The following is a 22,587-nucleotide window of genomic DNA, read 5'->3' as shown; positions in this document are numbered from 1 at the left end:
GTATGTATTTGAGAAGGCGAATTCAACCAAATGAAGCTGGTATGACACTAGTGGAGCTTCTCGCTGTTCTTGTACTTATTTCACTTGTCACCGGTATTATTTGGACTACAATGAGTATCAGTATGAAGCATAACAAGGTTGAAACGTCAAAGCTTCAACTGCAACAAGAAGCAAACTTGATTATTACAAAACTACAAAATATCCATAGAGAAAATGATTGCTATTTGCTCACAGTCGATGATGATTTGATGGAAATTAGTCCTTGCAGTAATAAAGTGAAGCCTTCCCGAGAAATTATTAGTAACGATTATACATACAAAGTTGAAGTTGAAGGGGCAAAAATTGGAACTAGAATCTTTGAAGTATTACCAAAAAATAAAGATCTGATTTTTAAAAGCTTAATTGTAGAAACAAAGCATGTACCAAATAGTAAAGACTCCTATTTAACAGTTAATGTACCCACAACTATCTCAAGATATAAAAATATAAAGGAGGATGGAAATGAGACGAACTAGGAATGAACAAGGATATGCCTTGTTAATTGTTTTACTATTAATTGTCTTTCTAACCATCCTAACCGCTGTTTTTTTACGAGGTAGCATAAGCAATGCGAGACAAGAGAAAAGTATAGATTATAGTCATTTAACTGTGGTGGCAGCTGAGTCTGGAGTAGATTATTATAAGACTAAGTTTAGTAATGAATATTTCGAGAAGATAGAGAATCTCCAATTATTTGCCGAAAGTGAACTTGAAGCTAGGTTGATTGATATTAATGGGAAAAGAAGAAAGCCAATAACAGAGGATTATGTACTAGTTCGTATAGAAGTAGTTGGAAAACTTAAAGAGTACTTATCCAATTTAAATATTGGACTTATCAAAACTCCAATTACCTTGCGGGCAAACAAAGATAAATTTGTTTTTAAAATAGATCCTGATAGGGACATCGTTATTGAAATAACAGGTGACTACTCTGTGAGAGTTTCAGGAAGTGTTTTAGGTTTAAGTGAAGCAGGAGGAAAGCGGAAATCACTAACATATGAACAATTGTTTAATGTTCCATCCTTTGATCCTTCCGTAGTTTCAGAGGGTAGTAACAGTGATAAAACCGATGACATGGTAATCAAGGATTGGACTTATCCTATTGAATCTCAGCCTTCCAAAGTATGTCCAAATCAGGAAGAATTAGAGGGTGAGAATTGTTATGTCGATAAAGATAATGGCCAAATTATTGAAAGTGAAGACTCAATTGTATACTTTCCACTTGGCTATAAATTTAAAGAATTGGAAATTGAAGAATCTCGAGTTCATATAAATGGTGATCTAATAATAACTTCTAAAAAGAATGATAAAGATGATGACGATGACGAAGAATTAGATGTTGAAGAGTCTATACTTGCAGTCGATGGGAATGTTAAAGTCCCAGGGGATATAGAGTTTGAAGATTCTGAGGTATATATTAGTAAAAATTTAACCGCTTCAGATGATATTGAAATTCAAAAGTCAAAATTAGTTAGAATAGGAGGGACATTAGAAACATCTAAAGATTTAAAGGTCAAAAAATCTAATTTAGATATAAATACAAAACGAACTCCAAATCACAGTTCTAGTGTTCTAGGGTCTTTAGATATGCAGGATTCTAAATTTTCATTGTATGGTGCTTTTAATGTAAAGAAAAACTTTGATTTGAAAGATTCAGGAATGTTAGTTGAAGGTAGCATGTCGGTTGGTGATCCATACAAATATGAAACCAAATTTCAAAACGGGATTTTATACGTTATAGGTTCATTAAATTTAATGGGTAAGAAAATAGAGTTACAAGATGATTCTACTATTTGTGTTCATGGTAGTGCTGCAATTGGACCGAGTGTTTCATTGTCTAAAAATAGTAGAATTTATTATTATGGTTCTTTAGCGTTTTATGGTAGTGATGAAGATAAGAAAAAAGTCATCCTTGTTGAATCACAACAATTAAATCAGTATTGTAAGATGCCGGTAGTTGATCAAAAGCCAGTTGTAGCAAAAAATAAGTGGCCAATTCCATCAATTGACGTTTCCTATCAATAATTTTACCGGAGGTTTCAGATGACACCCTATCTATTCCTATTAACTATCGCTTTACTCACATATGCAGGTGTATATATACTAATCCGCAAAGGACACGTGGCCACAATTGTTCAATGGATTGTCCTGCTCGGGACGTCCACGGCATTCCTAGCAATGCTTGTTTCTCAGACGGTATCGTTTTGGTATGCATTACTTGTTATTTTAGGATTGTCTTTTGCGACGGCTGTGTTGCTTACGAAGCAACAAGCATCAGACTGACTAAGAAGTTTTATAAAGATTTTATTGAGTGGGAGGCGTCTGCACCATGGGCAATCGAACTGTTATCACCTATTTTTTGAGTATATTAGGCGCATCTTTACTGTTTTTCGGAATCGCATCTGCTGGATCGTTTGCTGCTGAGACTTTCATTTTCGGCAAACGGTTTGGCGATCATACATATGCCGGTCCTTTTAATTTGTCCAAGCAGACGGGGAAGGAAGCGGAAATCAAGTTAACTTCCGACTTACTCGGCATGCAAGACAAGATTCAAGCCGATCTGCTCTATCAAGATGCACTTATTCCATTGCCAGTAGAATTGGTTCAGTACAATCCAGCTGCCACAATAGAACAAGCAGAGTCTGAATCGGAAAATTCACTCGTTGCTTCCGTTTCTGAAGATGGCTTGCGTACTCTATTAGAACAGCAATTGCCGATGATTACCTTTACCAATTCCGAGATTGCTGCGATTGCTGCTGGAGTAAGTGAGAAGTTAGAAAGTGGGATTATGCCCCAATCTATAGTGTTAACGGACTATTTGGAGTCGAGTCAACCGATGTCAGAGGTTGCTACTGCTTCCGTTGCAATCGATGGATTGACTGCTCCTATGTTCGGGTTGCTTAGTGAGTTGGATGGCTCTCAGCTAGAACCTAAAACCCAATTCTCTTTGTTGACATTTATTGATGAAAATCAGCCGGGTTTATTAAATGAAGATGAATTGACGATTTTGGCATCTGCGATTTATAAAGCTTCTTTACAAACGAACTTTTGGATAGAAGATCGTACCATTCGACGTGAATTGACAAAGGGCGTCGAGCCTGGATTCGAAGCTTCTATTAACGCTCAACTTGGTTTGGATTACAGAATGACGAATCCGAATCATACTTCGTATACATTGCACGCTAAATGGGAAGCGGGTTTCTTAACCGTTACGATTGAAGGACTCCCTCTCAAATATCAATACGACCCATATGTTGCTGAAACGAATACATTTAAACCAAAGACGGTTGTTCAGTATAGTGAAGATCTCTCGAGAGGACAAGTTCGTGTTGAAGAGCCTGGTATAAATGGATTTGAAATTATTGTGCAGCGCAAACTGTTAGAAGATGGCGCTTTGATCACAACAGAACCAGTTTCTGAAGATTTCTATCCACCTAGTTCTCGAGTCGAACAATTGCCGTTAGTGGAGATAGAAACAGCACCTGGTGCTGAGGCAGGAAATCCCTCCGGAAGTACTACGGGTGACGGAGCATCTACTAATAGTGGTAGTGGAAACGCGGAAGGAACAGAAGGCGATACTACGAGTGGTTCTGATTCTGGAGGTACTTCTACGAATAAGCCAGGTTCGTCAAGTAACGGAACTGGATCTAAACCATCTAAAAACCCAGACGATGCAGTTGGCTCAAATAACGGAATACCTTCAACGAAACCTGAAGGGGATGGACATGTGTACGATAAAGGCGGGAATTTAATCAAGTAACGTCTGTTGTGAAGGAGGAAACTGAATGGTGGCACCACGAAAAAGATTAGGAGACTTGTTGGTAGAATCCGGCCTCATCACAGATGCGCAACTTGGGATGGCGTTATCTGAAAAACCTAAAGATCAGCGACTCGGTGATGCGTTACTTGGACGAGGATATATTACCGAGCAACAACTGATTGAAGTGCTTGAATTCCAATTAGGGATTCCTCACATTAACTTATTCAGATATCCCTTTGATCCGAAATTGTTCAACATTGTAAACAAGGATTTTGCGAAGCGCAATTTGTTAGTTCCGTTAAAAGCAGATGGTGATCGACTCTTCGTTGCGATGAGTGATCCAATGGATTATTTAACGATTGAAGATCTCCGGTTGTCTACAGGGTTTCATATTGAGACGGCAATTGCTTCGAAAGATGATATTTTAAGAACGATTTCCAAGTATTATGAAGATGAATCTTTAGAAGATATTTTCATTGACCAACCTGAAGAAAACAAGCAGCAACAGGAAGAATTAAATGACCTCGATTCACCTATAGTTCGACTTGTCAATCAGTTGATGGTTTCTGCTGTTGCTCAAAAAGCGAGCGATATTCACTTAGATCCTCAAGAAAATGAACTAGTAATCCGTTATCGCTTAGACGGAATGTTGAAAACCGAGCGCGTGCTTCCGAAGCACATGCAAGGAATGCTAACAGCTCGTATAAAAATTCTCGCTAATTTGGATATTACAGAACAGCGATTGCCACAAGATGGGCGTATTAAGACGACGATTGATTTCCGTCCTATCGACCTACGGGTTTCTACGTTACCGACTATTTTCGGTGAGAAAATCGTTATGCGTATTTTGGATTTGAGTAGTTCGTTGAGTGATTTGAAAAAACTAGGGTTTAATCCCATAAATCTGGATCTATTCTTAACAGAAATTAACCGGCCTAATGGTATCGTACTAATTTCAGGTCCGACGGGTTCAGGTAAATCTTCTACGTTATACGCGGCGCTTAACAAACTAAACAGTGAAGAAGTTAATATCATTACAGTTGAAGATCCCGTTGAGTATCAACTATCAGGAGTCAATCAAATCCAAGTGAATCAGAATGTTGGGTTAACGTTTGCGACAGGGCTTCGTTCAATTTTACGTCAAGACCCCGATATTGTGATGGTCGGTGAAATCCGTGACCGGGATACGGTGGAAATTGCGATTCGTGCATCACTTACAGGACATCTAGTTTTAAGTACAATCCACACGAACGATTCCGTTGCTTCCATAACGAGATTGCTAGATATGGGTGTTGAACCGTTTCTCGTCACAGCTTCCCTCAATGCAGTCGTTGCGCAGCGCCTAATCCGCAAAGTATGCCGAGATTGTGCTAAGACGATGCCTGCGACAACACGTGAGCAAGAGATTTTTTCGAAGCGCGGGATGACGATCGACAGTATCAATAGAGGTGCAGGCTGCGCTGCGTGTAACATGACTGGTTATCGCGGACGTGTTGCGATTCATGAAGTGTTGCTGATTGACGACACATTGCGAGAATTGATCAACATCAACGCGACTCCCGCTAGAATGCGGGAAGCTGCGGTTAATAGTGGTACTATCTTTTTAATAGATGACGGTTTGGATAAAGTGAAACAAGGACTCACAACGACCGAAGAAGTACTCCGCGTAGCGTTGCCTGAATAGGAGGGATTCAAAAATGAGACAACAGATTGACGAGTTACTAAGTAAAGCAGTTGAATTAAAAGCATCCGACATTCACTTTACTATTGCGTCTCCGCCTGTTTTTCGGATAAACGGAGAGCTGAAGCGCTACGGAAGCGACCCGATTGACGAACAATTTACGATGGCAATAGCTAAGGCGACCATACCTGATAAGTTATTTACGTTATTCAAAGAGAAGGGTCAAATCGATTATTCGTATGAAGTAGCAGATGTCTCTAGATTTCGTGTGAATGCATTCCAACAACGCGGCGTGACTTCACTCGCTTTCCGTACGATACCTACAGAAATCCCGTCAATCGAGTCTTTGAATATGCCTGGAATTTTAAAGACGCTTGCAGAAACAAAACAAGGTTTAATTCTCGTAACAGGTCCAACGGGGTCAGGTAAATCTACAACTCTTGCATCGATGATCGACTACTTGAACCAAACGACGAGGAAGCATATTTTAACACTCGAAGATCCGATTGAGTATATTCATAATCATAGTTCAAGCATTATCGATCAACGTGAAGTTGGATTCGATACGGATTCGTTCGGTGATGGGTTACGAGCAGCTTTACGACAAGATCCAGATGTTATTTTAGTCGGTGAGATGCGGGATCTTGAAACGATTTCAACTGCGATTACGGCAGCGGAAACAGGGCATTTAGTTTTAGCGACGTTGCACACATGGAGTGCTGCATCTACAATTGATCGGATTATAGACGTATTCCCACATGGTCAGCAAGCTCAAATTCGTGTCCAGCTTGCAGGCGTGTTAACTGCGGTTTTATCGCAACGGTTACTGCCGACAAAAGATCGGGCAGGTCGACGCGCTGCAACTGAATTAATGATTAATAATGCAGCAGTCGCAAACTTGATACGCTCAGAAAAAGTTCACCAAATACCGAACGTTATCCAAACGAACCGGGCGTTAGGGATGCATATGATGAATGCCTCTGTTAAAGAGTTACTAGACAACGGGACAATCAGCTATGATACCGCTGAACCGTACCTGCAGGAGGAGTTCTAAACGTGGCTCGTTTTAAATATGACGGGCGAGACGCGAAAGCGGTCCGGACAGGTATTGTTATTGCTGATAACAAAAGAGAAGCTGCGCTCAAGTTAAAGCGTGAAGGCATTCGAGTGAAGAATTTGACTGAACAGGCTGAAACGACACTGACAAAAGACATTCAAATTGGGAAACCGGTTAAACGTCAACATTTCATTATGTTTTTACGTCAGTTTTCAACTCTATTACGTGCAGGAGTGACAATCGTAGAAGCCATTCGAATACTGTCACTTCAAGTGGAAGGCAAACAGTTTAAGAAGATCCTGACGGAAGTGAATGAAGACTTACGCACAGGAGGTTCCTTATCTGATTCCTTCGCAAAACACCCGAAAGCATTTGAACCGCTCGTCGTGAATATGATCAAAGCGGGTGAGTTATCAGGAACGCTTGATGACGCTCTAGATCGCTTGGCTGTGCATTACGAAAAAGCGTATAAAACGCGTCAAAAAGTGCTATCCGCTCTTTCGTATCCCATTGTTGTTGGTATCGTTGCGATTGGTGTAGTTATTTTTCTTTTGACGTTCGTTGTACCGATGTTTGTGGATTTGTTTGCAAGCGTCGGTGGTGAATTACCACTTCTTACTCGATTTGTTATGAGTTCAAGTGAGTTTGCCTTATCATATTGGTATATACTCGTCATGATTATCGCTTCGATTTCTATTGGATTTTACTTAATACGAAATAACCCGGCAGGTAAACTAATGTTAGACACAATTTTACTTCGCTTACCAATTTTCGGGAATATCGTCAATAAATCAGTTCTTGCCACGTTGACTCGCACATTAAGTTCGCTGTTTTCGAGTTCTGTACCAATTTTACAGTCGATTTCGATGACAGAGAAAGTAATTGACAATGAAGTGATTAAAAAAGTGCTCGAAAAGTCTCGGGAATCATTAGAACGCGGCGGATCATTAACTGAACCGATGGAAGGACATTGGGCATTTCCGCCTTTAATTCCTCATATGATTGCAATTGGTGAGCAAACTGGTTCTTTGGACTCCATGCTTGCAAAAGTAGCTGATTTTTATGAAAGTGAAGTTGATGCATCAACTGAACGATTGAAAGCGCTCATAGAGCCAGTTATGATCGTGTTACTTGCAGGATTAGTCGGGACTATTGTCCTTGCAATTTTATTACCGATGTTCAGCCTATTTAACGAGATAGATAATTTGTAACGTATAACTCTATTGATTTAATAAATTTTCATAAATTACTAGTTTTTTCGTTCCATTAGACCAGAACTTTTGGTATACTGACACTAGCAACAAAAGCACGTACACTAAGGGGGAAACCACATGAAGAAGTTTTTGCAGAAAAAGTTGAAAAATGAAAAAGGATTGACACTCGTCGAGCTACTCGCAGTTATCGTGATTTTGGGGATTATCGCAGCGATCGCAGTGCCTTCTATTGGAAATATTATTGAGAATAGTAGAATTAAAGCTGTGAAAGCTGATGCTCAAACTGCATTATCTGCAGCAAATATGTATTTTGCAGAGGGTAATACCGGTAATGACGGTAATCAAGGTGTTTTCAGCATCACACTTGATCAACTTGTTAAAGATGGTTTTTTAGAAGACACAGCTTCTTTCAAAAAGGATACATCAGCAAAAGTTTATAAGGAAGGTACTACAAAAGCATTTAAAATTTCAGGAACTGGAACTTCTAAAAATGTAAGTGTTGAATTTAGGGAAGCAACTAGCGAACAAATTTCTGGAAGTGGAAAATCTCTTACCGTTCCTGAATAATTACAGAACTAAGATACTTTTTATCTGAAATATTTATTTATAAGGAGCCAACCTATGCCATTCCCATTACCATTCTCCCGCCCAAAGCGGCCAATCTCACTTACAATTGAAGAAGACGCCGTTCGCTACGTAAAGCTGAAAGCGGGAGAACCGCTGACAGTGGAAGAAGCGGTGGAAGTGCCATTATTGGCCAACATCGTCCATGAAGGTCGGGTTGTGGATACGGCTAGTTTGGTTTCTGTGCTTGACGGGCTTGCGAAGGGGTGGGGCATTGCGAAACGCAGTGTCCAGTTCCTTGCACCCGATACATATGTAATGATCCGGAAAGTTCCTTATCCGGAAGATGTGATGGAAGATGAATTGAAAGGCCACTTTTTCATAGAAATCGGGTCGTCGATCTATTTGCCGTTCGATGATCCGGTTTTTGACGTTGTGCCTTACTTACCGAACGAAGATACGCATGAAGCGATTTTGATTGCGTCGAAAGAAAGTGTGCTCTCGGGGTATGAAACCGCATTGACCGAAGCGAAGTTTGTTCCGCTCGTTGCAGATATTGCACCGCTGGCCCTCTATCGATTAGCTCACGAGAAGCACCATTTTACAGGGGACGAGCATGTCTTATTAGCAGATTTAACGGATGGACAACTTGTCGTCTCGATCTTCCACCAGCATTATCCGCAATTCATGCGACCTGTGGATTTAGAAAACGCAACCGAACTCGATCTAACGGCCACTGAGTTGTCAACGAGACCGAGTGCGCTCTCACCTCTTGCCATCGTGCAAGAACTTGAGAAACTCGTCAACTTTTATCGTTACAATATGTGGAATGGCAGCGCGACCATTACGCATTTACTCGTAAATGGAGAATACGCAGAGTTGGATGCATTATTGAACCAAGTTGCGGGACGCCTCAATGTAGTGGCGGGTCCATTACTTCCAGATCCCCTTAAGTTCGCAGATGGTGGTACAGTTCCTGCGTCGTTCAATCGAACTATCGGATTGGCGCTGAAAGAGGTGCAACATGCTAGTCGATATTAACCTGTTGCCAGAAAAGGAGAAGGAGCGATCGAGCTTCCTCTACGTGGCGCTTGCGGTACTTGGCGCAGCGCTTCTTTTCTGGCTCATTTTCTTTTTACTTACCCGATCGGTTACTTTAGATACCGAACGGTTAGAAGATCAACAAATGAAACTTCAAGTCACTCAATCCGAACTGACGGCTCGTTTGAACCGTTCTGAAACTGCGCAATCTCATGATCAGTTGGCGACGAGTGTTCAATGGGCTGAAGACTATCGTTATGAAACTACTCCTTTGTTAGAAGACTTGGTTTCGTTACTTCCTCGAAGGGGATTCTTCCGGACGTTTGCGTTTGCGACTCCTCATCAAGCAACTATAGAAGTCCAGTTTGACGATAAAATGGAAGCGGCCTATTATTTGACGCGCATGTTGTCATCTGAATACGTGGAAACAGCTTCCATCGAATCTGTTGAAACGGAAGATATTGAAGAAGAGGAAAATACGGCGAAATACTGGTTACCTCGATACGTCGCAACGTATACGATTTTCTTTACTGACGGTCGTCAAGTGTTGGATGGAGAGGCACCACCGGTTCCAGAAAACCAACCAGAAGAGAATTCTCCTACTGAAACGCCAGTAGAAGGTAGTGAACCAGCAACAACCCCTGAACCGGATACACCTGTTCCAGAAGAGGAGGGCTACGATGCGAACGCTAACTAAACGTCAAAAGGACATCGCTCTTGTTATTCTAGCGAGTCTCTTTTTCGCCCTGCTCGCCAGTTACAGTTGGTTCCAACTCTATGCCCCCGCACGAGAAGCAAATGCACGAGCAGTAAGTGCGCTTGCAGACCAGCGCGAAGTGATTTTTGAATTACAACGGCAAGTAGCGGCTAAACCTATAGAGCAATCTTCGAGTTCATTACCTTTGCAGCGGAAAGTTCCTGTCCTACCTTTAGAAGACTCGATTCTCTTACAACTGGAAAAGGCCGAAGTGAAATCGAATACACTCATTCGTAACGTTGCCTTTAATAAGGATGATTTGGAAGAGGGTTCAACCGAACTAACGGAAGGTGAACAGCCTGTCATGGATCCTGCGCTAGCTCCAAGCCAATTGACAATCGATGTCGAACTGACAGCCGCTTCTTACAAGGAAATGGATCGGTTCATTAGAGAAGTGGAAACAATGGAACGGATTTTTGTTGTGCAAGCGATTGAATTAGAAGCTCCGGAAGAAGTACGTGAAGCGAGTGCTGAGAGTGAACCTATTCAACTGACGCTCTCTTTCCAGGCATTTTATCGCCCAGATCTCGTTGAATTGCAACCGGAAGTTCCGAAGCTAGATGCTCCGATGCCTGCGGGTAAAGAGGATCCAACTGCGCGTGCAGGTGATGACGAATGACACTCGTATGGACAAGCTTTTTCTTCATATATGGACTCGTTTTCGGATCGTTTTATAACGTTGTAGGATTACGAGTACCCAAAAAAGAATCCATCGTTTCTCCTCCTTCCCACTGTACAATTTGCGACCGGAGATTGACTGCGAAAGATTTAGTTCCTGTCTTTTCTTTCGTGTTCCTTAAAGGTAAATGTCGAGGGTGCGGTACGAAGATCAGTCCGATTTATCCGTTGATGGAACTCATTACTGGGATTCTATTCGCGTTTTCATTTTACACATTAGGTTTTACGTTAGAACTTGTCGTAGCGTTGCTATTCGTCTCCATGCTTGTCATCATCACGGTTTCGGATATTGCCTACATGCTTATTCCGAATAAAATTCTTTTACCCTTCGGTATTGCAATCGTGATATTTCGTATCGTGAGTCGACTAGAGCCGTGGTGGGACAGCTTCCTTGGCGCTGCTGTCGGATTTCTCGTTCTGTTACTCATTGCCATCGTATCAAAAGGTGGAATGGGTGGCGGGGACATTAAACTGTTCTTAGTAATCGGCCTAGTACTTGGTACACAGCTGACACTTTTCACACTATTTTTAGCGGCTCTAATTGGCTCAATCGTAGGTATCATTCACTTACGTCGGACAAAACAAGGTCGTAAAACGCCTGTTCCATTCGGGCCATCCATCGCAGCAGCTTCACTTATTAGTTATTTCTACGGCAATGCACTTGTCGGATGGTATCTGACGTTGTTAACTTAAGTCGAACAATTCCCAGAACAAGACGACACCAGTCTTGTTCTTTTTCATGCCCATTTTGATAAGGTAGATGAATACGGTTAATGAAACTGGGGGGATTGTAATGAACTTTAAGAAAAAGTATACCAAGATGACAATTATGCTCGCACTCGGACAAGGCGTGTTGCTCGGAATTGCAGCAGTTGCAATTGTCGGTTTTATCTTACTGAAGACAGAGAAACCTGAGAGTGCAGCTTCCAACCAAGTGGAAGTTCCTGCAAGTGGTCCCGCTAAGGAGCAAGCAGGTGGTAAAGACGACGCTTCTAAAGAGGATACCGCTGCAGCTGGTACACCGATTACGATGTACGCTAAGCAACACGGTGTGTTTTCATCCAAAGAATCAGCGACTACGTTCATAGCGGATGAAACCTTGCCGAAAGCGACACCTATACATGCTAACGGTCAATTTTACGTGTGGAGCGCATTAGGGCTTTCTGAAGCTGATGCCGATCCTGCGGGTGCAGAAGGTGTTTTCCGTAAACAAGTACGTGTTTCACCTCTTGCTTGTGATAGTGGTGAAGGAGAGTTGTTAAGAAGTGTAATGAGCGCAACGAAAATTTCTGAAATTCAGGATTTGGTCGCCTCTCGGAAACAGACTGCTGAAGCAGGAAAAAAAGACGCGTTCACGAGTAATATCACTGCCATTACAGCGTTTACGGAAGACTTAACGGTCATTAAAATGCATGTGCTTGCACACTATGCGGAGACGGGTAAGTGCGTCAAACTTGATTTTTGATAGAAAAAAAGATGCCAAAGTCATATTTTATGTATTTCTGAACAATTTTCTTCTTGTTCCCGTTATCGTATGATGGGAAAAAGGGGGCGTTTTATATGTTTTTTGAAACCGATGAAACCATTATTCTAGCATCAGCATCACCGCGAAGAGAAGAATTACTGAGTCGTTTAGGAATGCCGTTCACTATTCATGCAAGCCATGCGGAGGAACGTCCGATAGAAAATGGTGAAAAGCCGGAAACTTATGCTCAAGCTCTGTCGTCCATTAAGGCGTCCGCTATATACGAAGACCATCCAGGGACTCTAGTAATTGGAGCCGATACGGTGGTCGCGTTAGACGGAAAGGTGTTCCCGAAACCGAAATCCACTGCGCAAGCGGTAGAATTTTTAACCGAGTTATCGGGACAGACTCACAGTGTCATAACCGGCGTCACACTATTAAGAGAAGGCGCGATCACCATGTTTACTATCAGCACGGAAGTAACATTCCGTAAGCTAGATTCCGCACTTATTCAAGCATACGCAGCAACTGGTGATCCGCTGGACAAAGCAGGTGGCTATGGCATTCAAACAGCGGGCGGGTTACTTGTTAAAGAAATTTCAGGTGATTACGATAACGTCGTCGGTCTACCGATTGCAGAACTAGCGGACGCGATGCGTTCTAGAGGTCTGATTCGGTTGAAAGGGGACGAGCGCTGATGACAACGGGGTATAAAGATACGTTGATGATTCGAGATATCCATTTTGCAGATAGACCTCGTGAGCGAATGACCCGTCAAGGTGCCTCGAGTTTATCCAATCAGGAACTCGTTGCCATATTGCTACGAACAGGCTCACGCGAAGAATCGGTACTTGTTCTTGCCAATAAGCTGTTATCTGAATTTGATAAAATCCAAGATCTGCGAGACGTTACGATTGAAGAGTTAACGGCTGTCAAAGGTGTAGGCGATGCAAAAGCGGTGCAAATCATGGCAGCAGCTGAGCTTGGCAAACGAATCTATTCGGTTGCGCAAGACGGACGCTACGTTATTAAATCACCTGAAGACGCTGCAGCCTATTTGATGACAGATATGTCGAAATTGACGCAGGAACATTTTGTTGTACTGTTTCTCAATGTGAAAAACGAAGTGCTGCATAAGCAAACGATTTTCATTGGCAGTTTAAATTCTTCAATTGTCCATCCACGTGAAATTTTCCGGGAAGCTGTGAAACGCTCTGCAGCATCACTCGTCGTCGCGCATAATCATCCTTCAGGCAATGCGACACCGTCTCCTGAAGACATTGAAGTGACGAAGAGATTAGCAGAAGCGGGAGAGCTTATGGGAATCGATCTTTTGGATCATATTATCATCGGGGATCAGCGCTTTATCTCCCTTAAAGAAAAGGGATACATGTGACACTGTGAATTTGTTCGCCTTTCCGTTATACTATGGTGTATGCTTTTAAGAAGCCTCATAAAACGGTACTGCAGAAAGGAAGAACGAATTTGTTTGGACTAGGAGCGAGAGATGTCGGGATTGACCTCGGCACCGCCAATACGTTGGTTTTCATCAAAGGAAAAGGAATTGTACTACGGGAACCTTCCGTAGTTGCTAAAAATACGGTGACAAATGAAATCGTGGCAGTAGGTAGTGCTGCGAAAAATATGATCGGCCGTACGCCAGGTTCGATCGTTGCAACACGTCCTATGAAAGACGGAGTTATTGCTGATTTTGATATTACGACAGCTATGATTGAGCATTACATGAAAGAAGCGACAAAAGCTTCTGGTGGCGCATGGAAAAAGCCGAATGTTATGGTTTGTGTGCCTTACGGAATTACTTCTGTTGAACAACGTGCAGTAATCGATGCAGCACGTCAAGCAGGCGCTAAAGAAGCGTTTACGATTGAAGAGCCGTTTGCAGCTGCAATTGGAGCGAATCTACCGGTTTGGGAACCTACAGGTAGTATGGTTGTCGATATCGGTGGCGGTACGACTGAAGTTGCGGTTATTTCTCTAGGAGGAATCGTAACAAGTGAGTCGATTCGTGTCGGTGGAGATACAATGGACGCAGCTATCATCAGTTATATCCGTAAAACGTATAACTTGACGATTGGTGAGCGTACATCTGAAGCCATCAAAATCGAAATCGGTTCTGCAAGCGTTTTAGAACAGTCTGAGAAGATGGAAATCCGTGGACGTGACTTGTTAACAGGTCTACCGAAAACGCTTGAAATCGCTCAGGAAGAAATTGTTGAAGCGTTACGCGAGTCGATTGTGCAAATTATCGATGGCGTTAAGAAAACGTTGGAAACAACACCTCCGGAATTGTCTGCAGACGTCATGGAACGCGGTATCGTCTTAACTGGCGGTGGAGCACTCCTACGTAACTTGGACAAGGTTATTTCGGATGAAACAAATATGCCGGTGTTCATCGCAGAAGATCCTTTGGATTGTGTTGCGATTGGTACAGGTAAAGCGCTAGATAACTTTGACGTTATTAAAAAAATGCAAGCGAAATAATTGAGGGAGGATATCGGCAATGCCGCGATTTTTTTCGAACAAACGTTTAATTTTACTGCTCGTGGGCGTAATTGTCCTTGTGGCATTGATAGCTTTTTCTCTTAAAGACCGGCAGAGCGCCAACCTCCCAGAAAAGATGGTGAAGGATGTCGTCGGTTTTGGACAGTCTCTGTTTTCAAAACCGGCTCATTCCATTACCGGATTTTTCGATGACATTGATGGAATTTTGAATACATATGAAGAAAATAAGACGTTGAAAGCACGTCTGACCGAGTATGCATCCACAGAAGTGGAATTAGCGGATGTCAAAGAAGAGAATGATCGTTTGCGTAAGATAATCGATAAAAAAGAGGACTTACGCGCATATGATCCTGTTCAGGCGACTGTGATTTCACGGAATCCCGACCAATGGGAAGAGAAAATCATTGTCGATAAGGGTAAAAGCCATGGTGTGAAACTTAACATGGCTGTGTTAACTGCAAATGGATTAGTCGGAAAAGTTGTCTTAGTAACGCCTTTTACTTCCACCGTGGAATTGTTATCAACCGAAAACCAAAACTTCCGTGTATCAGCGATGATTCCAGGGAAAAAAGATATTTTCGGTCTGATGGAAGGATACGATCCTGAACGTGGCGAATTGATCATGAAACGGATTGATTCTGGGTTCGAGGTGAAAGTAGGTCAAAAAGTTATGTCTTCGGGACTTGGAGGGATTTTCCCTAAAGGTCTGTTAATTGGAGAAGTGACGGAAGTTTCTACGGATGACTATGGCTTGACGAAATTAGCTTACGTTCGTCCAGCTGCTGAATTTTCTATGCTCGACCATGTGATGATTGCGAAACGACAATCTGAAACTGTGAAAGGGACAGATGATTCAGAAGCGTCTGCAACAAAGGGGGAGGATGGATCATGAAACGGTTCATCATCCCTCTTATTGCAGTCGTTCTGTTTTTTTTAGAACCGGTTTTTAGTTTGTTTTCACCGATTGAACTCGGGAGTGTGCGGTACACACTCGTGCCGCGTTTTGTTATTGTATACTTAGTATTCATCGCTTCGTACTATGATCTTCGCAAGGCGGTTCTTTATGGATTATGCTTTGGCCTCTTGTATGATATGTATCACATTGATATTATTGGAATATATACGTTTCTCTATCCGCTAATTTGTTTCCTTGCTTCAGTGATCATTCGTCAAGTTCATCGGTCTACCGGGACTGTTATGCTCTTGTCTTTGTTTATGGTCGTGTTGCTTGAAACAATGTCGTATCTGTTTGCGAGTCTGATTTCGTTAACCTCAATCAGCTTGGATGTATTTGCGACGGCGAGACTTATACCAACAGTGATTGCTAACTTGATATTCATCATCCTGTTCGGTTGGTTGTTCAAAAATCTCATTTACAAACGAGTCGTAGAGAAGCAAGCCGGTATGTAATTTTCGCATAGGGCGGGGTGACGCAAGTGTCGAAACAGCAAGTGGTAACGATTAAAGGGACAAAAGATGGCCTCATTCTGCGGCTGGACGATCAATGCGCCTATAGTGAGCTATTAGAGGAACTGAGTAAAAAAGCGAAAGACCCTGGTCTAGATGGTGCTGTTGAAGTGCAAATTCATACAGGATCTCGCTATTGCAGTGATCAGGCAGCAAAAGAGATCATTCAAGTCGTCCAGTCTGCTGGACATTTACGAGTTTCAAAGATTCAAAGTGATGTCATTACGATGGAAGAATGCAACCGTCGGGTGCAAGAGCGTCAGTCTGAAACGTATATCGGTATCGTACGTTCAGGACAAGAAGTTCGAGCTGAAGGAGATTTGGTCGTGATCGGTGATGTTAATCCGAATGGACACGTCTCTGCTGCGGGAAGCATTTATATATTAGGTAGATTGAAAGGGAAAGCACACGCAGGAAATGCTGGGAACCGGGAAGCGGTCATTGCCGCTTCTTGGCTCGAAGCCACACACCTCATGATCGCGGACCAAATGGAAACAATGACCGATGAACTTGCGATTCTATCCGAGCATCCTGAAATGGAATGCGCGTATTTGCATACGAATGGGTTCATCGCCATTGACCGCTTGCAAGATTTAAGACTCTTGCGACCGGGTTTATCAACATTTAAAGGGGGGTGCTAATGTGGGAGAAGCGATTGTAATAACATCTGGAAAAGGCGGAGTCGGCAAAACTACTTCGTCTGCAAACCTCGGTACTGCATTGGCCCTTCAAGGTAAGAAAGTATGTCTAGTAGATACAGATATTGGCCTGAGAAACTTAGACGTCATTCTTGGCCTTGAAAACCGGATCATATACGATCTGGTAGATGTCATTGAAGGTCGCTGTAAAATTCAGCAAGCACTTGTCAAGGACAAGCGATTTGAAGATCGGTTATTTTTGTTACCAGCTGCTCAGACGACGGACAAAAATGCAGTAACACCGGAACAAATGAAAGACTTGATCACTGAGTTGAAGCGGGATTACGATTATATTTTAATTGACTGTCCTGCGGGTATTGAACAAGGGTACAAAAACGCGGTAGCAGGTGCAGACCGCGCGATTGTCGTTACGACTCCGGAAATTTCCGCAGTTCGTGACGCAGACCGCATTATCGGATTGCTTGAGCAAGAAGATATCGAACCACCTAAACTTATTATTAACCGTATAAGACGCAATCTCATTAACTCAGGAGATACGTTAGACGTCAACGATATTACGTCACATCTGTCTATTGATTTACTTGGTATTGTCTTAGACGATGAAAATGTCATTTCCTCTTCGAATCGAGGCGAACCTGTTGTTATGGATCCAAATAATCCGGCGGCACTAGGATATCGTAATATTGCTCGAAGAATACTTGGCGAATCGGTTCCACTTATGTCTGTAGATACAGGAAGACCTGGATTCTTCAGCAAATTGAAATCGCTATTTTCTAAATAAAACTTAGAATCCTCTACACTTAATGGTGCAGGGGATTTTTTTGCGGAAAATTATTCATTGAATGTTAGATTGTCCTCCTCGTCTACAAAACACGTAGCATCCCGACTATTCACTAGACGTCCTTCATATACTGAAAAAAAGGAGGGGTGCGTGTGAAAGGGAAGACAAAATGGATGATTGCCATTGTATTTACGTTAGGGATTCTGGGTGTTGCGAAACTAGAGCAACTTGGTGTAATGGAGAAGCCGGTAACTCAATATTTATCTACTGGGCAAGATTTTGTCGTCATGAAAAAATGGGTAGCCTCGATCCTCGACGGAGAAGACTCCGGGATGATACAAGTGAGTGGGGATGTCGTTGGTGTCGATCCGTTTGCAGGTTATGAGTCCATGCAGCCGTATAAATCAGGTGTGATTTTATCATACCCGGAAGCACTTCCAATCGCGGCTCGTGGAAGTGGTCTTGTTGTATTCACAGGATTCACGAGACAATCAGGAAAGACGCTCACGGTGCAATATGATAACGGAGACGAAGTGACTTATGGGTTCGTTGGTTCCTTCGCGAAATTACCGTATACAGCTGTTGACAAAGGGGACACGCTCGCGGTAATGGAAGAAGGGACGATGTACTTAAAGGTGAAACGTGATGGTCTTGTATTAGATTCTTCGCTATTGCCTGCTTTCTTCTCGGAAGTGGCTCATTGAAGTTCCGGCTGCATCCAATTTTGCTACCAATCTTCATTTTGCTAGCAGTTATGGACGGACTCGCTGCGTATGCGATTGTTTTTGTTTCCTTGCTTGTTCATGAAGCAGGGCATCTTGTAGCGGCGAAGATGAATCGCATGCGTGTTCGTTCAGTGACGATTTTGCCGTATGGAGGCGAATTAGAGATTTCGAATCGACTGGAGCACTCGCGTAAAGCGAGAATTGCTCTTGCGTTAGGTGGTCCAATAGCAACGTTACTAATCCTAGTGCTTGCACACGTGATTTCGTTTCCGGGATCTGACGATGTTATTCGCATTCAACTTCTAATTTTACTCGTGAATTTGTTGCCGATTTTGCCGCTTGACGGCGGACAGGCATTGCTCGCCTGGATGGAACGTGAAGATAGCAAGTATTTCGATCAAACCGCTTTTCTTGTGTTTTCGATCGGGTTTTTACTTGTAGGAATGGGTATACTAGTTACAGGATTACCCGAAACTGCATTATTAATAAGTCTTGCGATCTTTTTATGTCTCCAAAATATTAGCGTATTCCGTTTCAGACGATATCGAAGGATATATGATCAATTGAAAAGAAACCACTTGACTTGAAATGTCGTACATGTTATCATTCTACTGTTATGTTTGTAGCGCACCCGTGCTGCAACCGCACTGAACCAGGTACAAGCATCTGTAATGGATCACCTGGGAAGGCGAGTCTAAGATTATTTGAGGAGGTGCAAGTATGTACGCAATTATTGAAACTGGTGGAAAGCAAATCAAAGTTGAGCAAGGTCAGGAGATCTACATCGAGAAATTGATGGGTGAAGCTGATGAGGCTGTAACATTTGACAAAGTTCTTTTTGTAGGTGGAGATGACGTGAAAGTTGGCGCTCCATTCGTGGAAGGTGCTTCTGTAACAGCGAAAATCGTTAAACAGGGCAAAGGCAAAAAAATCACTGTCTTCAAATACAAGCCGAAAAAGAACTACAGCAGAAAACAGGGTCATCGTCAGCCTTATACTAAGGTTGTTATCGAAGGCATCAACCTGTAAGCTGATATGATTCAAATCACCGTACAGAAACAAGCATCGGGCCGTATCGACTCTTTTGAGATGAGCGGACATGCCGATTACGCAGAACATGGGAAAGACTTAGTGTGTGCAGCTGCAACCGCCGTGTCATTTGGCGCTGTGAATGCTATTATCTCACTCACTGGGGTTACACCGACGATCCGACAAGGAGAAGATGGTGGGTACCTAAAAGTCATTCTACCGGAGACGGAAGATGATCATGATCAGCAAGTAATCGTGCGTGCGATGATTGTTTCCATGCAGACGATTGAACAAGACTATGCGCAATTTATTAAAATAACCTTTATCAAGTAGGAGGTGGAACACATGTTACGTTTGGATCTTCAGTTTTTCGCATCGAAAAAGGGAGTAGGTTCTACAAAGAACGGTCGTGACTCCGAATCGAAACGTCTTGGCGCTAAGCGTGCCGACGGACAATTCGTGTCTGGTGGTTCGATTCTTTATCGTCAACGCGGAACTAAAATTCACCCAGGTGAAAACGTAGGTCGCGGAGGCGACGATACACTTTTTGCTAAAATCGACGGCGTCGTACGCTTTGAGCGTTTTGGTCGCGATAAGAAAAAAGTAAGCATTGTACCTGCAACGCAGGAAGCATAAGAATTGAATTCAAAAAGGACTGCACGCGCCAAGTGTGCAGTCCTTTTTTGTTTTTTAAATGACATCTGCTTGTAGCATGTACGTGTTACGATGAAAATATAGCTCGTGAAAACATCAAATTAAGTTGTTTTTGACTAAGGCTACCCCCAAGATGTTATACTGTAGAGAATCATACTGTGGGCGGTGAAATGATGAACAAATCGGAGTTGTCTGTCCGGGATGCGATGCAATTCGCTCGGCATGACTTTTTAAATGAGCTGCAGCTTATCCTCATGCACATGGACCTCAATAATGTCCCCGATGCGCGCCGTAAACTTCTTGAATCCACAGAACGTATGCGGAGCGACTCTCAAATCAGTGGACTCGGGATGCCAGCGCTCGAGACCTGGATCTTAACGTTTGACTGGAACTATTTGGCGTTCAATAAACATCTTGAAACAAAGATTGCACCGAGAACTGCCGAACGACTGGCAGATGATCAGGCAATCGTGAAGGTGTTGGACGATTTGTTTCAGCAACTGATAAACGGGGCGGATCCATACGTCGACTATACAGTGGACATCATAGTCACAACAACGGCCGATGGATGGACGGTAACCCTTGCGCTACCCGGACAAACAGCGCCGATTGCATGGATTGATGTAATAGAGAACAACTGGACAGCCAAAATGTCCAGAGAGAATGAGTATTGGACGTTCACGATTCGTGGACAATAGGAGGAAATCACATGTTTGTCGATCAGGTAAAAGTATACGTAAAAGGCGGGAATGGTGGCGATGGTATCGTTGCATTTCGTCGTGAAAAATATATAGCATTCGGTGGACCATCAGGCGGAGACGGTGGTAACGGTGGTGACGTCACCTTCATCGTGGACGAAGGTTTACGCACGCTAATGGATTTCCGTTATCAACGCCACTTTAAAGCACCTCGTGGAGAGCACGGAGCCAATAAGAACCAGCATGGTCGTCGTGGTACGAGCATGATCGTTAAAGTTCCACCTGGCACAATCGTGACTGACGTGGAAACAAAAGAGATTATCGCTGACTTAGTTGAAGATGGTCAAACAGCTGTTATTGCACGTGGAGGACGTGGGGGACGCGGAAATAGCCGCTTTGTTTCACCTCAAAACACGGCACCAGAACTCTCTGAAAAAGGAGAACCTGGAGTAGAGCGTGAAATCATGCTTGAATTGAAAGTACTTGCGGATGTAGGACTCGTCGGATTCCCTAGTGTCGGTAAATCTACTCTTCTTTCCGTGCTATCTTCAGCAAAACCTAAAATTGCAGATTATCACTTCACAACGCTTGTGCCGAATCTTGGTCTAGTTGAAACGAATGATCACCGTACGTTTGTTATGGCCGACTTGCCAGGACTTATTGAAGGTGCACACCAGGGCGTAGGACTTGGACATCAGTTTTTACGTCATATCGAACGCACACGTGTTGTTGTCCACGTCATCGATATGTCTGGACTAGAAGGACGCGATCCGTTTGAAGACTTCCAAACCATCAATGGAGAGCTTGAGCAATACAATCTCCGTCTAATGGAACGTCCTCAAATCATTGTCGCAAACAAAATGGACATGCCGGATGCTGAAGAGAACTTAGAGCTATTCAAAGAGCAGCTTGGTGAAACAGATCATAAGATCTTCGCGATTTCTGCAGTTTCTCGTAATGGATTAGAGCCTTTGTTGTTTGCAATCGCAGATTTACTTGAAGTTACCCCTGAATTCCCAATGCATGAAGTAGAAGAAACAGATGAAGAGCATTCTGTTCTATACAAATACGAACCAGAAGTAGCTGATTTCAGAGTTACACGTGATGATGACGGAGCATTCGTCTTGTCAGGTTATTCAATTGAGCGTCTCTTCAAGATGACTGATTTCAACTTCGACCAATCTGTACGTAAGTTCGGTCGTCAGATGCGTGCTATGGGTGTAGATGATACATTGCGTGAACGTGGAGCTGAAAACGGCGATATCGTTCGTTTGCTTGACTTTGAATTTGAATTTATCGATTAATGTAAAGCCGTTCTTCGGCTAGGGGGATTGACGATGAAGCAGTTGGGGGAAGACCAATTCTATTTGGTGCGAGAAGATGTCTTGACGGAATCCATGCAAAAGATGTTGGAAGCAAAACGTCTGCTTGTATCAGGTGAAGCGTCAACGATTTTAGAGGCAACCACTCGAGTTGGATTGTCACGAAGCGCCTTTTATAAGTACAAAGACGCAGTGTACCCGTTCGAAGCGATTGCGCGCGAGCGGGTGCTGACGATCTTCATCCAATTGGAAGACTTGAAAGGCTCACTTGCTGTGTTGATGGAACTTATTTCTTCGTCGCATTGCAACGTGCTGACCATTCACCAGACGATCCCTGTTCAAGGGCGAGCGAATATAACGTTGTCACTGGATGTGACGGAAATGAACTTATCGATGGAGGCGTTCCTTCATAAATTGAACGGTCCGAGCTTTGTCGATTCAGTTCACTTAGTCAGTTCAGGCGCATTGTGAGA

At 42.9% G+C, this 22,587-nt stretch carries 28 protein-coding genes and 1 other annotated feature; all 28 genes read left to right on the top strand.

The window, feature by feature from the left end; genetic code table 11:
* Positions 1–2: 2 nt before the first annotated feature.
* The 28 genes from ACRPI0_RS07875 to ACRPI0_RS07740 all read left to right on the top strand — a co-directional run bounded on the left by ACRPI0_RS07875 (position 3) and on the right by ACRPI0_RS07740 (position 22,585).
* Entirely contained in the window at positions 3–515 is a 513-nt protein-coding gene (locus ACRPI0_RS07875; RefSeq protein WP_432355788.1) for a prepilin-type N-terminal cleavage/methylation domain-containing protein, read from the top strand.
* On the top strand, positions 502–2,064 hold the full coding sequence (locus ACRPI0_RS07870; protein ID WP_432355787.1) for a hypothetical protein: 1,563 nt from the start codon (positions 502–504) through the stop codon (positions 2,062–2,064). The genes ACRPI0_RS07875 and ACRPI0_RS07870 overlap by 14 nt, the downstream gene beginning before the upstream one ends.
* Before the next feature lie 18 nt (positions 2,065–2,082).
* Positions 2,083–2,322 (top strand): hypothetical protein, encoded by a 240-nt coding sequence (locus ACRPI0_RS07865; RefSeq protein ID WP_432355786.1) that lies wholly within the window; start codon positions 2,083–2,085, stop codon positions 2,320–2,322.
* A gap of 46 nt (positions 2,323–2,368) precedes the next feature.
* Positions 2,369–3,799: a G5 domain-containing protein gene (locus ACRPI0_RS07860; RefSeq protein WP_432355785.1), complete on the top strand. Its 1,431-nt coding sequence runs from the start codon at positions 2,369–2,371 to the stop codon at positions 3,797–3,799.
* A 25-nt stretch (positions 3,800–3,824) separates the two neighbouring features.
* Positions 3,825–5,483, top strand: coding sequence for a GspE/PulE family protein (locus tag ACRPI0_RS07855; protein ID WP_432355784.1), 1,659 nt, complete (start codon positions 3,825–3,827; stop codon positions 5,481–5,483).
* A gap of 13 nt (positions 5,484–5,496) precedes the next feature.
* A complete protein-coding gene (locus tag ACRPI0_RS07850) occupies positions 5,497–6,534 on the top strand; it encodes a type IV pilus twitching motility protein PilT (protein ID WP_432355783.1) in 1,038 nt (345 codons plus the stop codon).
* Between the two features lie 2 nt (positions 6,535–6,536).
* On the top strand, positions 6,537–7,748 hold the full coding sequence (locus ACRPI0_RS07845) for a type II secretion system F family protein (RefSeq protein WP_432355782.1): 1,212 nt from the start codon (positions 6,537–6,539) through the stop codon (positions 7,746–7,748).
* Positions 7,749–7,868: 120 nt separating this feature from the next.
* On the top strand, positions 7,869–8,318 hold the full coding sequence (locus ACRPI0_RS07840; protein WP_432355781.1) for a competence type IV pilus major pilin ComGC: 450 nt from the start codon (positions 7,869–7,871) through the stop codon (positions 8,316–8,318).
* A gap of 54 nt (positions 8,319–8,372) precedes the next feature.
* Positions 8,373–9,356, top strand: a complete 984-nt coding sequence (gene pilM / locus ACRPI0_RS07835; protein WP_432355780.1) for a type IV pilus biogenesis protein PilM — start codon at positions 8,373–8,375, stop codon at positions 9,354–9,356.
* Positions 9,340–10,053, top strand: a complete 714-nt coding sequence (locus ACRPI0_RS07830; protein ID WP_432355779.1) for a hypothetical protein — start codon at positions 9,340–9,342, stop codon at positions 10,051–10,053. The genes pilM and ACRPI0_RS07830 overlap by 17 nt, the downstream gene beginning before the upstream one ends.
* Positions 10,037–10,732, top strand: a complete 696-nt coding sequence (locus ACRPI0_RS07825; protein WP_432355778.1) for a pilus assembly protein PilO — start codon at positions 10,037–10,039, stop codon at positions 10,730–10,732. Before ACRPI0_RS07830 ends, ACRPI0_RS07825 begins: the two co-directional genes overlap by 17 nt.
* The gene (locus ACRPI0_RS07820) at positions 10,729–11,484 is read left to right on the top strand and encodes a prepilin peptidase (RefSeq protein ID WP_432355777.1); all 756 of its coding nucleotides are present in this window, start codon (positions 10,729–10,731) and stop codon (positions 11,482–11,484) included. Before ACRPI0_RS07825 ends, ACRPI0_RS07820 begins: the two co-directional genes overlap by 4 nt.
* 100 nt (positions 11,485–11,584) lie before the next feature.
* The gene (locus ACRPI0_RS07815) at positions 11,585–12,256 is read left to right on the top strand and encodes a hypothetical protein (RefSeq protein ID WP_432355776.1); all 672 of its coding nucleotides are present in this window, start codon (positions 11,585–11,587) and stop codon (positions 12,254–12,256) included.
* A 95-nt stretch (positions 12,257–12,351) separates the two neighbouring features.
* Entirely contained in the window at positions 12,352–12,954 is a 603-nt protein-coding gene (locus ACRPI0_RS07810) for a Maf family protein (protein WP_432355775.1), read from the top strand.
* Positions 12,954–13,652, top strand: coding sequence for a RadC family protein (gene radC / locus ACRPI0_RS07805; protein WP_432355774.1), 699 nt, complete (start codon positions 12,954–12,956; stop codon positions 13,650–13,652). Before ACRPI0_RS07810 ends, radC begins: the two co-directional genes overlap by 1 nt.
* Positions 13,653–13,741: 89 nt before the next feature.
* Entirely contained in the window at positions 13,742–14,758 is a 1,017-nt protein-coding gene (locus tag ACRPI0_RS07800) for a rod shape-determining protein (RefSeq protein ID WP_432355773.1), read from the top strand.
* A gap of 19 nt (positions 14,759–14,777) precedes the next feature.
* Positions 14,778–15,671 (top strand): rod shape-determining protein MreC, encoded by an 894-nt coding sequence (mreC, locus tag ACRPI0_RS07795; RefSeq protein WP_432355772.1) that lies wholly within the window; start codon positions 14,778–14,780, stop codon positions 15,669–15,671.
* Entirely contained in the window at positions 15,668–16,189 is a 522-nt protein-coding gene (mreD, locus tag ACRPI0_RS07790; protein WP_432355771.1) for a rod shape-determining protein MreD, read from the top strand. Before mreC ends, mreD begins: the two co-directional genes overlap by 4 nt.
* A gap of 26 nt (positions 16,190–16,215) precedes the next feature.
* A complete protein-coding gene (locus ACRPI0_RS07785) occupies positions 16,216–16,887 on the top strand; it encodes a septum site-determining protein MinC (protein WP_432355905.1) in 672 nt (223 codons plus the stop codon).
* 1 nt (position 16,888) lies between these two features.
* Positions 16,889–17,686, top strand: a complete 798-nt coding sequence (gene minD / locus ACRPI0_RS07780; RefSeq protein ID WP_432355770.1) for a septum site-determining protein MinD — start codon at positions 16,889–16,891, stop codon at positions 17,684–17,686.
* A 152-nt stretch (positions 17,687–17,838) separates the two neighbouring features.
* Positions 17,839–18,390 carry a hypothetical protein gene (locus tag ACRPI0_RS07775; RefSeq protein WP_432355769.1) on the top strand — a complete coding sequence of 184 codons (552 nt, stop codon included), beginning with the start codon at positions 17,839–17,841 and terminating at the stop codon, positions 18,388–18,390.
* Positions 18,391–18,410: 20 nt separating this feature from the next.
* Positions 18,411–18,998: a site-2 protease family protein gene (locus ACRPI0_RS07770; RefSeq protein ID WP_432355768.1), complete on the top strand. Its 588-nt coding sequence runs from the start codon at positions 18,411–18,413 to the stop codon at positions 18,996–18,998.
* 43 nt (positions 18,999–19,041) lie between these two features.
* Positions 19,042–19,117 (top strand) — a sequence feature (ribosomal protein L21 leader region).
* 14 nt (positions 19,118–19,131) lie between these two features.
* A complete protein-coding gene (rplU, locus tag ACRPI0_RS07765) occupies positions 19,132–19,440 on the top strand; it encodes a 50S ribosomal protein L21 (RefSeq protein ID WP_432355767.1) in 309 nt (102 codons plus the stop codon).
* Between the two features lie 6 nt (positions 19,441–19,446).
* A complete protein-coding gene (locus tag ACRPI0_RS07760) occupies positions 19,447–19,773 on the top strand; it encodes a ribosomal-processing cysteine protease Prp (RefSeq protein WP_432355766.1) in 327 nt (108 codons plus the stop codon).
* Positions 19,774–19,785: 12 nt separating this feature from the next.
* Positions 19,786–20,076: a 50S ribosomal protein L27 gene (gene rpmA, locus ACRPI0_RS07755; RefSeq protein ID WP_432355765.1), complete on the top strand. Its 291-nt coding sequence runs from the start codon at positions 19,786–19,788 to the stop codon at positions 20,074–20,076.
* 188 nt (positions 20,077–20,264) lie between these two features.
* Complete coding sequence (locus ACRPI0_RS07750) at positions 20,265–20,792, top strand: Spo0B domain-containing protein (RefSeq protein ID WP_432355764.1); 528 nt, start codon at positions 20,265–20,267, stop codon at positions 20,790–20,792.
* Between the two features lie 11 nt (positions 20,793–20,803).
* Positions 20,804–22,096 carry a GTPase ObgE gene (gene obgE, locus ACRPI0_RS07745; protein ID WP_432355763.1) on the top strand — a complete coding sequence of 431 codons (1,293 nt, stop codon included), beginning with the start codon at positions 20,804–20,806 and terminating at the stop codon, positions 22,094–22,096.
* A gap of 33 nt (positions 22,097–22,129) precedes the next feature.
* Complete coding sequence (locus tag ACRPI0_RS07740) at positions 22,130–22,585, top strand: ACT domain-containing protein (protein ID WP_432355762.1); 456 nt, start codon at positions 22,130–22,132, stop codon at positions 22,583–22,585.
* Positions 22,586–22,587 lie beyond the last annotated feature (2 nt).

It is taken from the genome of Sporosarcina sp. A2 (assembly GCF_050858885.1).
In the GTDB taxonomy this organism is placed as follows: domain Bacteria; phylum Bacillota; class Bacilli; order Bacillales_A; family Planococcaceae; genus Sporosarcina.
This window is presented reverse-complemented; position numbering and strand designations above follow the sequence as displayed.

Excerpts from the sequence above, each read along its gene's own strand:
- ACRPI0_RS07875 (WP_432355788.1), top strand. The coding sequence starts at position 3 with ATGTATTTGAGAAGGCGAATTCAACCAAATGAAGCTGGTATGACACTA.
- ACRPI0_RS07870 (WP_432355787.1), top strand. The coding sequence starts at position 502 with ATGAGACGAACTAGGAATGAACAAGGATATGCCTTGTTAATTGTTTTA.
- ACRPI0_RS07865 (WP_432355786.1), top strand. The coding sequence starts at position 2,083 with ATGACACCCTATCTATTCCTATTAACTATCGCTTTACTCACATATGCA.
- ACRPI0_RS07860 (WP_432355785.1), top strand. The coding sequence starts at position 2,369 with ATGGGCAATCGAACTGTTATCACCTATTTTTTGAGTATATTAGGCGCA.
- ACRPI0_RS07855 (WP_432355784.1), top strand. The coding sequence starts at position 3,825 with ATGGTGGCACCACGAAAAAGATTAGGAGACTTGTTGGTAGAATCCGGC.
- ACRPI0_RS07850 (WP_432355783.1), top strand. The coding sequence starts at position 5,497 with ATGAGACAACAGATTGACGAGTTACTAAGTAAAGCAGTTGAATTAAAA.
- ACRPI0_RS07840 (WP_432355781.1), top strand. The coding sequence starts at position 7,869 with ATGAAGAAGTTTTTGCAGAAAAAGTTGAAAAATGAAAAAGGATTGACA.
- pilM (WP_432355780.1), top strand. The coding sequence starts at position 8,373 with ATGCCATTCCCATTACCATTCTCCCGCCCAAAGCGGCCAATCTCACTT.
- ACRPI0_RS07830 (WP_432355779.1), top strand. The coding sequence starts at position 9,340 with ATGCTAGTCGATATTAACCTGTTGCCAGAAAAGGAGAAGGAGCGATCG.
- ACRPI0_RS07825 (WP_432355778.1), top strand. The coding sequence starts at position 10,037 with ATGCGAACGCTAACTAAACGTCAAAAGGACATCGCTCTTGTTATTCTA.
- ACRPI0_RS07820 (WP_432355777.1), top strand. The coding sequence starts at position 10,729 with ATGACACTCGTATGGACAAGCTTTTTCTTCATATATGGACTCGTTTTC.
- ACRPI0_RS07815 (WP_432355776.1), top strand. The coding sequence starts at position 11,585 with ATGAACTTTAAGAAAAAGTATACCAAGATGACAATTATGCTCGCACTC.
- ACRPI0_RS07810 (WP_432355775.1), top strand. The coding sequence starts at position 12,352 with ATGTTTTTTGAAACCGATGAAACCATTATTCTAGCATCAGCATCACCG.
- radC (WP_432355774.1), top strand. The coding sequence starts at position 12,954 with ATGACAACGGGGTATAAAGATACGTTGATGATTCGAGATATCCATTTT.
- mreC (WP_432355772.1), top strand. The coding sequence starts at position 14,778 with ATGCCGCGATTTTTTTCGAACAAACGTTTAATTTTACTGCTCGTGGGC.
- mreD (WP_432355771.1), top strand. The coding sequence starts at position 15,668 with ATGAAACGGTTCATCATCCCTCTTATTGCAGTCGTTCTGTTTTTTTTA.
- rplU (WP_432355767.1), top strand. The coding sequence starts at position 19,132 with ATGTACGCAATTATTGAAACTGGTGGAAAGCAAATCAAAGTTGAGCAA.
- ACRPI0_RS07760 (WP_432355766.1), top strand. The coding sequence starts at position 19,447 with ATGATTCAAATCACCGTACAGAAACAAGCATCGGGCCGTATCGACTCT.
- rpmA (WP_432355765.1), top strand. The coding sequence starts at position 19,786 with ATGTTACGTTTGGATCTTCAGTTTTTCGCATCGAAAAAGGGAGTAGGT.
- ACRPI0_RS07750 (WP_432355764.1), top strand. The coding sequence starts at position 20,265 with ATGATGAACAAATCGGAGTTGTCTGTCCGGGATGCGATGCAATTCGCT.
- obgE (WP_432355763.1), top strand. The coding sequence starts at position 20,804 with ATGTTTGTCGATCAGGTAAAAGTATACGTAAAAGGCGGGAATGGTGGC.
- ACRPI0_RS07740 (WP_432355762.1), top strand. The coding sequence starts at position 22,130 with ATGAAGCAGTTGGGGGAAGACCAATTCTATTTGGTGCGAGAAGATGTC.